Origin of the sequence: Neglectibacter timonensis (assembly GCF_900048895.1) — a bacterium.
In the GTDB taxonomy this organism is placed as follows: Bacteria; Bacillota; Clostridia; order Oscillospirales; family Acutalibacteraceae; genus Acutalibacter; species Acutalibacter timonensis.
The window spans coordinates 23,708-36,842 of sequence record NZ_LT160635.1 but is presented as its reverse complement, the minus strand read 5'-3'; the positions used below and the strand labels follow the sequence as shown (position 1 = coordinate 36,842).

Annotated in this window: 13 protein-coding genes; 9 read left to right on the top strand and 4 right to left on the bottom strand. The window is 55.2% G+C overall.

What is annotated here, in order from left to right; all coding sequences use genetic code 11:
* Positions 1-185: 185 nt before the first annotated feature.
* Entirely contained in the window at positions 186-1,031 is an 846-nt protein-coding gene (locus tag BN3911_RS00845) for a tyrosine-type recombinase/integrase (protein ID WP_066860052.1), read from the bottom strand.
* Between the two features lie 295 nt (positions 1,032-1,326).
* On the opposite strand from BN3911_RS00845, the gene pyk reads away from it, so the two are divergent.
* The 9 genes from pyk to BN3911_RS00800 all read left to right on the top strand — a co-directional run bounded on the left by pyk (position 1,327) and on the right by BN3911_RS00800 (position 10,559).
* Positions 1,327-3,072, top strand: a complete 1,746-nt coding sequence (gene pyk / locus BN3911_RS00840) for a pyruvate kinase (RefSeq protein ID WP_066860049.1) — start codon at positions 1,327-1,329, stop codon at positions 3,070-3,072.
* A 29-nt stretch (positions 3,073-3,101) separates the two neighbouring features.
* Positions 3,102-3,968 (top strand): NAD-dependent epimerase/dehydratase family protein, encoded by an 867-nt coding sequence (locus tag BN3911_RS00835; RefSeq protein ID WP_066860046.1) that lies wholly within the window; start codon positions 3,102-3,104, stop codon positions 3,966-3,968.
* A gap of 94 nt (positions 3,969-4,062) precedes the next feature.
* Positions 4,063-4,965 (top strand): LysR family transcriptional regulator, encoded by a 903-nt coding sequence (locus BN3911_RS00830; RefSeq protein WP_066860043.1) that lies wholly within the window; start codon positions 4,063-4,065, stop codon positions 4,963-4,965.
* A gap of 123 nt (positions 4,966-5,088) precedes the next feature.
* Positions 5,089-5,724: a flavodoxin family protein gene (locus tag BN3911_RS00825; RefSeq protein WP_066860041.1), complete on the top strand. Its 636-nt coding sequence runs from the start codon at positions 5,089-5,091 to the stop codon at positions 5,722-5,724.
* 19 nt (positions 5,725-5,743) lie between these two features.
* The gene (locus tag BN3911_RS00820; protein ID WP_066860038.1) at positions 5,744-6,733 is read left to right on the top strand and encodes an aldo/keto reductase; all 990 of its coding nucleotides are present in this window, start codon (positions 5,744-5,746) and stop codon (positions 6,731-6,733) included.
* A gap of 67 nt (positions 6,734-6,800) precedes the next feature.
* Positions 6,801-7,673 carry an aldo/keto reductase gene (locus BN3911_RS00815; RefSeq protein ID WP_338086372.1) on the top strand — a complete coding sequence of 291 codons (873 nt, stop codon included), beginning with the start codon at positions 6,801-6,803 and terminating at the stop codon, positions 7,671-7,673.
* Between the two features lie 19 nt (positions 7,674-7,692).
* Positions 7,693-8,808, top strand: coding sequence for an aldo/keto reductase (locus BN3911_RS00810; protein WP_066860032.1), 1,116 nt, complete (start codon positions 7,693-7,695; stop codon positions 8,806-8,808).
* Positions 8,809-9,669 (top strand): aldo/keto reductase, encoded by an 861-nt coding sequence (locus BN3911_RS00805; protein WP_242871048.1) that lies wholly within the window; start codon positions 8,809-8,811, stop codon positions 9,667-9,669.
* 47 nt (positions 9,670-9,716) lie between these two features.
* A complete protein-coding gene (locus tag BN3911_RS00800; RefSeq protein ID WP_066860029.1) occupies positions 9,717-10,559 on the top strand; it encodes an aldo/keto reductase in 843 nt (280 codons plus the stop codon).
* Between the two features lie 77 nt (positions 10,560-10,636).
* On the opposite strand, the gene BN3911_RS00795 is transcribed toward BN3911_RS00800, so the two are convergent.
* From BN3911_RS00795 to BN3911_RS00785, 3 genes are all read right to left on the bottom strand, one after another.
* Positions 10,637-11,506: a PSP1 domain-containing protein gene (locus BN3911_RS00795; RefSeq protein WP_066860026.1), complete on the bottom strand. Its 870-nt coding sequence runs from the start codon at positions 11,504-11,506 to the stop codon at positions 10,637-10,639.
* Between the two features lie 235 nt (positions 11,507-11,741).
* Positions 11,742-12,728: a DNA polymerase III subunit gene (locus tag BN3911_RS00790; protein WP_066860023.1), complete on the bottom strand. Its 987-nt coding sequence runs from the start codon at positions 12,726-12,728 to the stop codon at positions 11,742-11,744.
* Positions 12,728-13,051 (bottom strand): cyclic-di-AMP receptor, encoded by a 324-nt coding sequence (locus BN3911_RS00785; RefSeq protein WP_066860020.1) that lies wholly within the window; start codon positions 13,049-13,051, stop codon positions 12,728-12,730. Before BN3911_RS00785 ends, BN3911_RS00790 begins: the two co-directional genes overlap by 1 nt.
* Between the last annotated feature and the right edge of the window lie 84 nt (positions 13,052-13,135).

Genomic DNA, 13,135 nt, shown 5'->3' with positions numbered 1-13,135 from the left:
ACATAGGCAGAGCAAATGAAATGACGTTTTTTTAAAAAGGACGCAAGAAATAGACCGTTTCCGAAAAAATTCTTGAACGGTCTTGTTTTCATGCAAAATTCTTGTTTTTTTTGGCTCATCACATTATAATGACAATGAAAAGCTCGAGGCAGACCTAGTGTCTGTCCACGAAATAACGATTTTGTTTAACACACCAGCCCCAACCGCTCCATCTGCCGGGTGTACTCTGCCACGGTGGTGACAAGGTAGATGCGGGTGGTTTCTATGGATGAGTGCCCCAGCACGTCCGCCAGCCTTACAATGTCCCTGCAGGATTTGTAGAACACCCGGGCAAAGAGGTGCCTCAGGTTGTGGGGAAACACCTTTGCGGCGTCCACGCCTGCGTGTCTGCACAAGCTTTTCATCTCCGCCCAGATCTGCCGTCTGGAAAGTCCTTTTCCGCTTTTGGTGAGAAAAATCTCGCCGGAGGCGGTTTTTTGTTTTCCGGCATAGTTCAGCAGCTTCCGGCAGAGCTTTTTCGGCAGGATGATATTGCGGATTTTCCCCTTCAAGCGTATTTCTGCCTCGCCCCTGCGGGCAGCCTCCACCGTGATATACTGCACCTCCGATACCCGGATGCCCGTGGCGCAGATGGTCTCCATGAGCAGGGCCAGCCGGTGCCGTCCCCTGCTTTCTGCCATAGCTACCAGCTTTTCGTAATCGCCTTTATCCAGCTCCCGGCCTGTCTCCCGGAACACTCGCCTCTGAATCTTCAGGTACTTCACCTTGCAGCCTGTAAAACCCAGAAACGCCAGGAAACCGTGTACCGCCGCCAGCATGGAGTTAACGGTCCTAGGCGCATAGCCCTGGGAGACAAGCTGTTCCTTCCACGCGGCCACCAGGGCTTTGTCCACCGGTTGTCCTTCCGCAAAGGCAGCAAAGGCCCCCACGTCCCGCAGGTACTTTTCGACGGTGCCAGATGCGCGTTCCTCTGCCTGGAGCTGCCGGGCGTACTCCTGGATACGGCTACTGTTGATGATGTGATTTTTCATAGGGATACCTCCGTTTTTTTGAGATATCTCTATTTTACCCAGGCTGGGCGGTTCGATTATGGAAAATCGTTTCTGCTGAATTTCCAGGATCAGGAAAGGATGCAGGGGGAACGAAGGGATCGGACAAGCACAGCAAGTGCAGCCTTGTTTGCCGGATTTTTCATTTAGGGAGACACCTGCCCGAGATAAAACTCCTTTGTTAAATTTTTTCTATTCTCAAAAAAGCGATGACCGCAATCCGTCTTTGTGGTATGATAGAGCCATGAAAAGTACATTGCTGAAAGGACGGATTTCCATGCTGAGAAAAACCAAGATCATCTGTACCTTGGGTCCCGCTACCGAGGACGAAAATATTCTCCGCCGGCTGATGCTGGGCGGCATGAACGCGGCACGATTTAACTTTTCCCACTGCACCCATGAAGACGCGGCTAAAAAATTTGACACAGTCTGCAGGATGCGCGAAGAACTGGGCCTGCCCGTAGCTACCATTCTGGACACCAAGGGCCCGGAAATCCGGGTGAAGACCTTTCGAAACGGATCCATCGAGCTCTCCTCCGGAGACACCTTCACCCTCACCACCCGGGAAGTGGAAGGGGACGAGAACATCGTTTCCATCACCTATCAGGATCTTCCCAAAGATTTAAGGCCCGGCTCCAGTGTACTGATCGACGACGGCCTGCTGGAACTGGAAGCGATCCATGTCACTGAAACCGACATTGTGTGCCAGGTGATCAACGGAGGCAGGGTTTCGAACCACAAGGGCATCAACGTGCCGGGCACCAAGCTCTCCATGCCCTTTATCAGCGAACAGGACCGCGCCGACATCATTTTCGGCATTCAGACGGGCTTTGACTATGTAGCAGCCTCCTTTACCCGGACTGCGGAGGATATTCTGGCCATCCGCAGCATCTTTAAGGAATACAACTGCCACTCCATGAACATCATTGCCAAGATTGAAAACATGGAGGGCGTGGAAAACATCGACGAAATCCTCCGTGTGGCTGACGGCATCATGGTGGCCCGGGGCGATATGGGTGTAGAGATCCCTCTGGAGGATGTACCGATTCTGCAGAAGGAGCTGATTCAGAAATCCTACAAAGCCGGCAAACAGGTGGTCACCGCCACCCAGATGCTGGATTCCATGATGAAAAACCCCCGTCCCACCAGGGCGGAGGCCACCGACGTTGCCAACGCCATCTATGACGGGACCAGCTGCATCATGCTCTCCGGGGAAACCGCCGCGGGCAGTTATCCTGTGGAAGCGCTGGAAACCATGGTGCGCATTGCGGAAAAGGCAGAACAGAACATCAACTATATCAAGCGTTTCAATTCCCGCGACAACAGCGATATCGCTTTCGACGTGACCAACGCCATCTCTCACGCCACCTGCACCACGGCCCATGACCTGGGCGCAAAGGCCATTATCACTGTGACGAAATCCGGGATGACGGCGCGCCAGCTCTCCAAATTCCGCCCTCTCTATCCCATTGTGGGCTGTACTACGGACGACCACGTTTACCGTCAGCTCAATCTCTCCTGGGGCGTCTCCCCGCTGCTCATCGACGAGGAGACCGATACCGACGCCCTGTTCGACCATGCGGTTGACGCTGCCGAAAAGGCCGGCCTGGTAGCCAGCGGGGATTTGGTGGTCATCACCGCCGGCATGCCGCTGGGCGTCTCCGGCACCACCAACATGATGAAGGTGCACGTGGTGGGCCACGTACTGCTGATGGGGGACGGCGTCACCGACAAGACCGTATCCGCAAGGCTTTGTGTCTGCAGAAAGCCGGAAGACATAGAAAAATCCTTCCATGACGGGGATATCCTGGTGGTGCCGGAAACCGACAATTCCATGATTGACTGCCTGCGCAGGTGCTCCGGCATTATCACCGAGCAGAAGGGCACCAACACCCACGCCGCCATCTCCGGCCTGGCCATGGACAAACCGGTCATCACCGGTGCGGCAAACGCCACCCATATCCTGAAGGCGGGCACCGTGGTCTGCCTGGATGCGAAAAACGGGCGGGTCAGCAGCGTCTGATCCGCCCGAACAAAGGAGATGACCGTCCTATGAAACAGGTGTTAGTGCTGGGAGGTACGCGCTTTTTCGGCATACATCTGGTGAAAAGCCTTCTGGAGCAGGGGGCTGGGGTGACGCTTGCCACCCGGGGCCTGACGCCCGACCCCTTCGGCAGCCGGGTCAACCGTATCCGGGTAGACCGCACCGACCCTGACGCCATGAAGGCAGCCCTGCAAGGAGCGCGGTACGACGTGGTCTTTGACGACGTGGCCTACTGTTCCAACGATGTGAAAAATCTGCTGGACTCTGTTTCCGCAGAGCGGCTCGTCCAGGTGTCCTCCGCTTCCGTTTATCCCGACCGGCCGGACACCCCGGAAGAGGAATTTGACCCCTTTCAAAAGGAACTGGTTTGGTGCGACAGGACGGATTTCGACTACGGGGAGGGGAAAAGGCAGGCGGAATGCGCCCTGTTTCAGGCTGATCCCGGTCAGAACGCCGTCGCTGTAAGATTCCCCTATGTGATCGGCCCGGATGACTATACCCGCCGCCTCCTGTTCTATGTGGAGCATATCCGGAAGGGGCTGCCCATGCAGGTGGACAACCTTGACGCCCGGCTCAGCTTCATCAGTTCCGAGGAAGCCGGACGCTTCCTCTGCCATCTGGGTTCCCGCAGGGAAACGGGCCCCTTCAACGCGGCGGCCCAGGGCACTGTTTCCCTTCGGAAAATTTTCCGCTTTGTGGAGGAACATACGGGCAAATCCGTCCTTCTCTCCCCGGGCGGGGAAGAGGGGCCCTACAACGGCTGCGAGAGCTTCAGCCTGCGCACCGACCGGGCCGAGGCGGCCGGATTCTCCTTTTCCAAACTGGAGGACTGGCTGCCCGGCCTGTTGGAGCGTTATTTGCAATCTACGCTTTAACAACCACTGAACAAACCGCGCCCAGCTGTCGGGCGCGGTATTATTCCGTGCTCATTTAAGCGGTTCATTTTATACGGTAAGGAAGTGAGTGTCAATGTACAATCCGCAGTTGGAAACCTTTTTGCGTGTGGCTGACGCGGGCAGCTTCAATAAGGCGGCGGAGGCGGTTTTTGTCACGCCTACCGCTGTGATCAAGCAGATCAATCTGCTGGAAGCGGAACTGGACGTACAGCTTTTTGAGCGCACTCATCGCGGCCTGACCTTGACGAAGGCGGGGCAGTCCATTTACCAGGACGCGAAATATATCATCGGGTATTGCAGGGATTCGGTGGCCCGTGCGAAAAACGCCATGCAGGAGGAGGAGAGCGTCATTCGGATCGGCACCTCCCCCATGACTCCGGCGCAGTTCCTGATGGGCCTTTGGCCGAAAATCCACGAGCTGTGCCCAGACGTTAAATTTCAGCTGGTCCCCTACGAGAATTCTCTGGAGAACGCCCGGGAAATCCTGAAAAACCTGGGACAGAATATCGACGTGGTGGCCGGTGTGTTTGACGACGCCATGCTGACCCTGCGGGGCTGCGCGGGCTTTGAGTTTTCCCGGGACCCCATTTGTTGCGCGGTGTCGATCCACCATCGGCTGGCCCAAAAAGATGTGTTGACGCTGGAGGACCTGCATGGGGAGACTCTGATGCTGATGCACCGGGGCTGGAGCAATTATGTGGACGAGCTGCGGGACGACATCTTGAGAAACCACCCCCAAATCAAGATCAGGGATTTCAGTATCTACAGTTTGGAGGTTTTTAACCATTGCGAGAGCAGCGAGGACGTTCTGATGGTGGTCAAGCGTTGGGATACTATCCATCCGCTCCTGAAAATCCTGCCGGTGGAATGGGATTATAAGATCCCCTACGGCCTGCTGTATTCCCCCGCGCCCTCGAAAACGGTCCAGCGCTTTCTATCCGCCATACAAGCTGTGCGGGAGAGCGAGGCGGAGTGATAACCTTTCCGTATCAACTGGTGAACCAAGAGAGACTTCTCAAGAGGTCTCTCTTTTTTTATACTGAATATAGAAAATCAGAACAGATGAGCGACTCAGTTCGCAGAAAGGCGGTCATATCTCATGAAAGCAGTATTGATCAATGGAAGTCCCCGGGCAAAGGGCTGCACTTTTACGGCTCTGACAGAACTGAAAAACACGTTGGAGCAGGAGGGGATCGAGGCCGAGATCGTCCATGTGGGAAATAAGGATATCCGGGGCTGTATCGCCTGCCGGAAATGCCGTCAGACCGGGAAATGCGTTTTTGACGACGTGGTAAATGAGATCGCGCCCAAGCTCAAAGAATGTGACGCATTCGTGATCGGTTCCCCAGTCTACTTTGCCTCTCCCGCAGGCGGAGCGATCTCCTTTCTGGACCGCTTGTTCTTCAGCACCTTCAACGTGGACAAAAGCATGAAGGTGGGCGCGGCGGTCGTCACCTGCCGAAGGGGCGGCAATACGGCGACCTTTGATGTGCTGAACAAGTATTTTGCCATGAACGGCATGCCCATCGCCACCAGCCAATATTGGAACATGGTCCACGGCGGCAGCGCCGAGGAAGTCCTCCAGGATAAAGAGGGGCTGCAGACCATGCGTACCCTGGGCCGGAACATGGCGTTTCTGGTCAAGAGCATTGCGATGGGCAAAGAAAAGCTGGGTCTGCCCGAAAAAGAACCCCTCACCTTTACCAATTTCTATAAGCCCGGCATAGAAGCTTGATGGAGCGGGAGGATATCCAATGAAACTGAGAGCTTTGGGAGACGGACTGCAGGTGTCCGAGCTTGGCTTGGGCTGCATGGGATTCAGCCATGCCTACGGCGCCCCTACGGACAGGGCAGAAGCAATCCGGGTCATGGAACAGGCTGTCGAAATGGGGTATACCTTTTTTGACACGGCGGAGTCGTACACCGGTGAAAACCAGGACGGCAGTATTTCCTACAACGAGGAATTGGTGGGAGAGGCGCTGAGGCCTCACCGCAATGCGGTGCAGATCGCCACAAAATTCGGCGTGAGACGGGAGGGGAACGAGCTGGTGGTGGATTCCCGGCCCGAACAGATCCGCAACGCGCTGGAAAACAGTCTGCGCCGCTTGAAAATGGATCATGTGGAGCTGTACTACCAGCACAGGGTGGACCCGAAGACACCGGTGGAAGAGGTGGCCGGTACCATGGCCGATTTGATCCGGGAGGGGAAAATCCTCCACTGGGGCATTTCAGAGGCGGATGAGAGCATCATCCGCAAAGCGCATAGGGTCTGCCCCTTGGCCTGCATACAGAACCGCTATTCCATGATGGCCCGGTGGTATGAATCGCTGTTCCCCGTTTTGGAGGAGCTGGGAATCGGTTATGTGGCGTTCAGCCCCCTGGCGAACGGTATTTTGACCGGCGCTTACCGGGCCGGAGAGACGTATGCGGCGGACGATTACCGCAGCCGCATGCCGCAGTATTCCCCGGAAGCGTTTGAAGCCAACCGAAAGCTGTTTGAGGTTTTGAACCAGCTGGCCCGGCAGAAAGAGGCCACGCCCGCCCAGATCTCCCTTGCCTGGATGCTCTGCAAAAAGCCTTACGTCGTGCCCATTCCCGGTTCCCGGAAAGCAGAGCGTATCCAGGAAAACGCGGGAGCCGCGGAGATACGGCTGACCGGGGAGGAGGTAGCCGCCATCGACCAATCCCTCAACAGTATGGAGATGAGCGGAGTTTACGGCGGCGCGAAAATACTGGATAAATAGTTGTGAGTAACACCTGGCCGGATACCCGAAAGCGGATACCGGTCCATGACAAAAACAGGAGGATTTGATGATGGAATTTGTTACCCTATGCAACGGCATCCAGATGCCGCAAGAAGGCTTCGGCGTTTTCCAGGTACAGGATAAGGAAGAATGTAAGCGGTCCGTCCTGGAAGCAATCCGTGCAGGGTACCGTTTGATCGACACGGCGGCTTCCTACACCAACGAGGACGCGGTGGGGGAAGCGGTACGGGAGGCCATTGCCGAGGGGCTGTGCACCCGGGAGGAACTGTTTGTTACCTCGAAAATGTGGGTGCAGGATATGGAAAATTACGATACGGCTAAGGCCGCCATCGATGCCTCCTTGGAAAAGACGGGGCTGGAATACCTGGACCTCTACCTGCTGCACCAGGCTATGAAGGACTATTTCAGCGCGTGGCGGGCCATGGAGGATGCCTATGAGGCAGGTAAGCTAAGGGCCATCGGCGTATCCAATTTCTACCCGAACATCCTGACAAATTTCTGTGAGACGGTGAAGATTGGTCCTATGGTCAACCAGGTGGAATTGCATCCTTTCTTTGCCCAGGAAAATGCGCTGGAAACCATGCGCCATTACGGCGTCGTGCCCGAGGCATGGGCGCCCCTGGGCGGCGGGCGGTACGCTCCCTTTGAAAACAAAACGCTTTTGAAGATCGCCGCGGTCCACGGCAAAGCGGTCAGCCAGGTGATGCTGCGGTGGAACGTACAACGGGGTGTGGTGGTCATCCCGAAATCTACCCATCGGGAACGAATCGTGCAGAACCTGGATATTTGGGATTTCTCCCTGACGGAAGAGGAGATGGGGCAGATCTCAGCGTTAGATTTGGGCTATGCAGGCACGGCAGTGAAACACTTCGACCCGGATTTTGTGCGAATGTGCGTGACCAGAAAAATCCATGATTGAACCGGGAGGAAGACCGAGGATGAAAAAACTGGGATTCGGCTTTATGCGGCTGCCGGTGCTGGACGAAAACGACCGCTCCACCGTGGATATTCCGCTGACCGAAAAAATGGTGAGGCTTTATTTGGAGCGGGGATTTACCTATTTTGACACAGCCCACCGGTACAACGACGAAATGAGCGAACCCGCTCTCCGTCAAACGCTTACCAGCCGTTACAGCAGGGACAGCTACGAATTGACCGATAAGATCACGCTCAATTACATCAAAAAGGAAGAGGACCAGGAGCTCTTTTTTCAAGAGCAGCTGAAACTTTGCGGCGTAGAGTATTTTGACAACTATCTGGTGCACAACATGGGGGAGGCGTGGTATCCTGTTGCGGAAAGGCTTCGTACCTTTGAGTTTCTGAATGGGCTGAAGGAGCGGGGCTTGGTAAAGCACATTGGATTTTCTTTCCATGGCTCTCCCGAAATACTGGAAAAAATATTGAACGACCACCCGGAAACAGAGCTGGTGCAGCTTCAAATCAACTACTTGGATTGGGACGATCCAGCTTTGCAGGCGGGAAAATGCTACGAGGTCGCCAGAAAGTACGGCAAGGAAATCCTGGTGATGGAACCCGTGAAGGGCGGCACCTTGGTAAACTTACCCGAGAAAGCGGCGGGCTTGCTGAAACAGGCTGACCCCAAAGCCTCCTACGCGAGCTGGGCCATACGTTTTGCGGCCAGCCTGGAGGGCGTTCGGGTGGTACTCAGCGGAATGTCCACCATGGAACAGGTGGAGGACAATACCAGTTTTATGAACAGCTTTCAGCCTTTGACCGCGGATGAGAAGGTGCTTTTGCTGAACGTGGCGAAAATCATCCGGGAAAATACCGCGATCCCATGCACCAACTGCCGCTACTGTACCACAGAATGTCCCAAGAATATTGCCATCCCGGATTATTTTGGGCTGTATAATAACCATAAACGGCTAAAAAACACTGGGTATATGAGCAATCAAAAGATCTATTACGTGAACCTTATTCAAAGTCATGGCCGGGCTGGAGACTGCATTCGTTGCGGGCTATGCGAGAAGAACTGTCCCCAAAAGCTGAAAATCCGTGACCTGCTAGAAACGGTATCGAAAGAATTCGACTAAATGACTCAAGGAGAGATCCACATGGAATACACCACATTACACAACGGTGCGAAGATGCCCATGCTGGGCTATGGCACCATCGGGCAGGAAGGGGGGCAGATCATCGAAAACGTCGCCTTTGCCCTGCACAACGGGTATGGGCTGATCGACACTGCCAACCGCTACGGTAACGAGGTCGAAGTGGGACGGGGGCTGAAAAAATCAGGCCTTGCCAGGGAAGAATACTTTTTGGAGACTAAGCTGGGGCCCACCCTTTACAGCAAGGACGGCGCTGTGGAGGACACCTTAAAACGCCTGGACACAGACTATGTGGATCTGATGTTGCTGCACCACCCGGTAAACGACTATCTCCACGCCTACAAAATGCTGGAAAAGGCGTATCGGGAAGGGAAGCTGCGGGCCATCGGCGTTTCCAACTTTCCTGTGGAGAAGCTTCGGGAGGTACTGGAACAGTGTGAGATACGGCCTATGGTGATGCAGGTAGAGTGCCACCCCTATTACCCCGCGGAGCAGGTCAGGGCGTTCTGCGAGGAACAGGGAATTCGGCTGCAATGCTGGTACCCCTTGGGCCACGGCAGCACGGACCTTTTAAATAACCCGGTACTGGTGGGACTGGCCCAAATGTATGGGAAATCCGCAGCACAAATCGTTCTGCGGTGGCATCTTCAAATGGGCTTCTGCCCTGTGCCCGGCAGCAGTTCGAAGGAGCATATCCGGGAAAATGGCCAGATCTTTGATTTTGCCCTGACTGCCGGAGATATGGAGCGCATCGCAGGGATCAACCGGCACGCTCCCATTTACCAGGTGACGTCAGAATCTTTACAGCGGCTTGCCACCACAAAATGCAATTTCGAAGCATGACTCTGTGAGGGCAGGGAGATCCGTCGTCGAAGAAAGGAAGTATCATTATGGAATTTGTAACACTGAACAACGGCATTAAAATGCCCGTGCTGGGGTACGGCGTGTATCAGGTGAGCAATGAGGAATGCGAGCGCTGTGTGTTGGACGCCCTCTGTGTGGGCTACCGTTCCATTGACACCGCCCAGGCGTATGGCAACGAAGAAGCGGTGGGAAACGCTATTCGGAAGTGCGGCGTTCCCCGCGAGGAGCTTTTTATCACCACGAAAGTGTGGGTCTCCAATGCCGGATATAAGAAGGCGAAAGAATCTCTGCGGGAATCCCTGCAGAAATTGCAGACGAAATATATCGACCTGGTGCTGATCCATCAGCCCTTTGGCGACTATTACGGTACCTACCGGGCAATGGAGGAGGCATATCAGGAGGGCTGGATCCGGGCGATCGGCGTATCCAATTTTTATCCGGACCGCCTTGTAGATCTTTGCCGGTTCGTGGACATCACCCCCGCGGTCAACCAGGTGGAGACCCATGTGTTCCAACAGCAGCAAAAGGCTCACGAGTATATGGAAAAGTACGGCGTGCAGCACGAGAGCTGGGGTCCTTTTGCCGAGGGACGCAAGGATTTCTTTACCAATTCCGTGTTGACGGAGATTGGTAAGAAATACCGAAAAACCGCCGCCCAAATTGCCCTGCGGTTTCTGATTCAGAACGGTGTGGTGGCGATCCCGAAATCTACCCATAAGGACAGGATGGCTCAAAACTTCGACGTGTTTGATTTTGTTCTTGCCGAGGAGGACATGGCGGCGGTCCGCGCTTTGGACGAAAAGGAAAGTCTGTTTTTCTCCCATTACGACCCGGCCACGGTGGAAATGATTACCGGACTTCGTCGATAACTGTCATAACCGTCAAGTGAAGCAAGAGAGGGACCGCGAAATTTTCGCGGTCCCTCTCTCCGGTTTTGAACAGCCCTTCAGGATTCCTCCAGGCTTTTCAGCTGTTCTATCTCTTTCTTTTCCACCTTGATCTTGCCGTCCCGCAGAACCTTGACGTCGCCCACCTTATAGACCTTTGGGGCCGCATCCGGATCCTTATCCAGACGCACAGTAAGCTTCCGGGTGAGAAGATTCTGGTCGATGACCACGCCCTTGCCGTCCGGCGTGGAGACCAGGGCGTTTACCTTGGGTGTGGTGCGCAGCAGATCCTGATAGGCCTCCTGTTCATATTTCAGGCAGCACATCAGCCTGCCGCAGGTGCCGGAAATCTTCACCGGGTTCAATGACAGCCCCTGTTCCTTGGCCATTTTGATGGAGACCGGCTGGAAGCCGCCCAGGAAAGAGCCGCAGCAGAAGGGCCTGCCGCAAATCCCGATGCCTCCCAGCATTTTAGCCTCATCCCGTACGCCAATTTGACGGAGCTCGATACGGGTGCGGAACATGCCCGCCAGATCCTTCACTAGTTCCCGGAAATCCACCCTGCCGTCCGCAGTGAAATAAAAAAGGATTTTTCCGTTGTCAAAGGTGTATTCCACATCCACAAGTTTCATTTCCAGCCCGTGCTCCACTATTTTTTTCTCGCACGCTGAAAACGCGGTTTTTTCCTTTTTCCGGTTCTCCGCCACCCGCTTCAGGTCCTCTTTGGTGGCCTTCCGGATCACCTTGCGCAGAGGCTGTACTATGGCCTCGTCGCTGACCTCCCGGTTTTCCATAGCAGTTTCCCCGCATTCTACGCCCCGGGCCGTCTCTACAATCACCATTTCCCCTTTTTGCACTTTCTCCTGCTCAGGGTCAAAATAGTATACTTTTCCTGTATTTTTAAAACGTACGCCTATTACTTCGGCCATACGCACATCCTCCTTTTCTCCGCCTGCCTTTCTGAAGAAAGGCAGGCAAACTACTTTCCTTCAGGAAAGTAGTCCAAGACTATTGCTCCATAGGGCCCGGCGCGAACCAATCGCTTACGCCCCGACGTCCCGTCCCGTTTTCGTCCAGCCTTCCGACGGAAGCTTCTTCCAGGACGCGTGATCCGGGCCTGGCTCTTCCTGTCAGCGCAGCGGCGGCACGCAGCAATTCTCAGCGTCATGCTGCGCCTGCAGCTTCCCTCAGCTTGGCGCAGAAATCCGTTACCAGCAAAGCCATATTTGCATTGCGGTCCGCCTTTGTTTTAAATTCCTCTGCGAGGCCCGGCAGAGCCGCCAACCGCCGTTTAGGTAAAGCGCACAGCGCCTGTGCTTCCTCAGGTGCGCCGCCCAGCATCGCCGCCCCGCCCATGCGCAGCACCAGGGCGTCCCGGAAAATAAGGGACAGCCTGGTAAGCACCTCACGGAACAGCTTTCTGTCCTTGAGCACCGGGGCCGCGGCTTCCAGAAGGGCATGCGCGCTGGAGCCGGCCATTTCTTTTGCCATCTGCCTGGCGACGGCGAAGGCCGCGGCGGAATCCCCGCCGGAAAGTTCGCCCAGCATGCGGCCAATGTTCCCACCGCACAGCGCCGCCAGTTCCCTGGCCTGTTCCGCGCTCACCGCCGCATGCTCCTGCACATAGGCCGCCGCAGCTTCCTCAGAAGGCGGCCGCAGGGTAAAGCTCTGCACCCTGGAACGGATGGTGGGGAGCAGCTGCTCTCCCGATTCGCACACCAGCACAAACACCGTGTTGGCAGGAGGTTCCTCGATGAGTTTCAGCAGCTTGTTCTGGGCGGGCTCCAGGGTTCTGCTGCCCAAAAACAACAGGTATACGCTGACATCCGCTTCCTCCGGCATACGGTATGCGTCTGCCGTAATGGAGCGCACTGTATCAACACTAAGGGAGCGGGTTACCCCGCTCCCTTCTTCGATCCGGATATCAGGATGCGACCCGGCGTCAGCGCGAATACAAGAGGGGCATGTCCCGCAGGGGACGCGCTCCTTTTCTCTGCACACCAGCGCCTTGGCAAGCAGTTTGGCCAAAGTGCGTTTTCCGCAGCCGTTTTCCCCCTGCAAAAGAATTGCATGGGGAAAACGCCCGGAAGCAAAGGCGGCGGACAGCGCCTCCTTCACCTCTTCGTTGCCCAAAAAACCAAAAAAATCCATTATACCTTTTCGAAACGGTCCACATTCATCACAAAGATAGTGGAGCCGCCCACCGTAACCTCCACAGGGAAGGAGGAATACATCCCCACATCCATGGTGGAAGTGCTGGGAACAATCTGCGTTCTGCGGCTGCTGTATTTTGCAATGATGCCGATCACATCATCCACCTTTTCATCATCCACGCCGGAAATGAACGTGGTATTGCCGGCCATCAGGAATCCACCTGTGGTGGCAAGCTTTGTGACCGAATAGCCCTCACGCGTCAAAGCGGAGGAAACTGCGCCGCTGTCGTCGTTGCTGACAATTGCAAGGATAAGTTTCATGAGAGATCACCATGCCTTTCCCGGCAGGAACCCGCCGGAGATTCCTATTCCATATCAATATTCTAACATCAAAACCGGAAAAAA

What these genes read in the sequence shown, in the direction of transcription:
- BN3911_RS00820 (WP_066860038.1), top strand. Translation starts at nt 5,744, where the DNA reads ATGAAACTGAGAGCTTTGGGAGACGGACTGCAGGTGTCCGAGCTTGGC.
- BN3911_RS00810 (WP_066860032.1), top strand. Translation starts at nt 7,693, where the DNA reads ATGAAAAAACTGGGATTCGGCTTTATGCGGCTGCCGGTGCTGGACGAA.
- BN3911_RS00845 (WP_066860052.1), bottom strand. Translation starts at nt 1,031, where the DNA reads ATGAAAAATCACATCATCAACAGTAGCCGTATCCAGGAGTACGCCCGG.
- BN3911_RS00835 (WP_066860046.1), top strand. Translation starts at nt 3,102, where the DNA reads ATGAAACAGGTGTTAGTGCTGGGAGGTACGCGCTTTTTCGGCATACAT.
- BN3911_RS00815 (WP_338086372.1), top strand. Translation starts at nt 6,801, where the DNA reads ATGATGGAATTTGTTACCCTATGCAACGGCATCCAGATGCCGCAAGAA.
- BN3911_RS00790 (WP_066860023.1), bottom strand. Translation starts at nt 12,728, where the DNA reads ATGGATTTTTTTGGTTTTTTGGGCAACGAAGAGGTGAAGGAGGCGCTG.
- BN3911_RS00785 (WP_066860020.1), bottom strand. Translation starts at nt 13,051, where the DNA reads ATGAAACTTATCCTTGCAATTGTCAGCAACGACGACAGCGGCGCAGTT.
- BN3911_RS00825 (WP_066860041.1), top strand. Translation starts at nt 5,089, where the DNA reads ATGAAAGCAGTATTGATCAATGGAAGTCCCCGGGCAAAGGGCTGCACT.
- pyk (WP_066860049.1), top strand. Translation starts at nt 1,327, where the DNA reads ATGCTGAGAAAAACCAAGATCATCTGTACCTTGGGTCCCGCTACCGAG.
- BN3911_RS00795 (WP_066860026.1), bottom strand. Translation starts at nt 11,506, where the DNA reads ATGGCCGAAGTAATAGGCGTACGTTTTAAAAATACAGGAAAAGTATAC.
- BN3911_RS00805 (WP_242871048.1), top strand. Translation starts at nt 8,809, where the DNA reads ATGACTCAAGGAGAGATCCACATGGAATACACCACATTACACAACGGT.
- BN3911_RS00830 (WP_066860043.1), top strand. Translation starts at nt 4,063, where the DNA reads ATGTACAATCCGCAGTTGGAAACCTTTTTGCGTGTGGCTGACGCGGGC.
- BN3911_RS00800 (WP_066860029.1), top strand. Translation starts at nt 9,717, where the DNA reads ATGGAATTTGTAACACTGAACAACGGCATTAAAATGCCCGTGCTGGGG.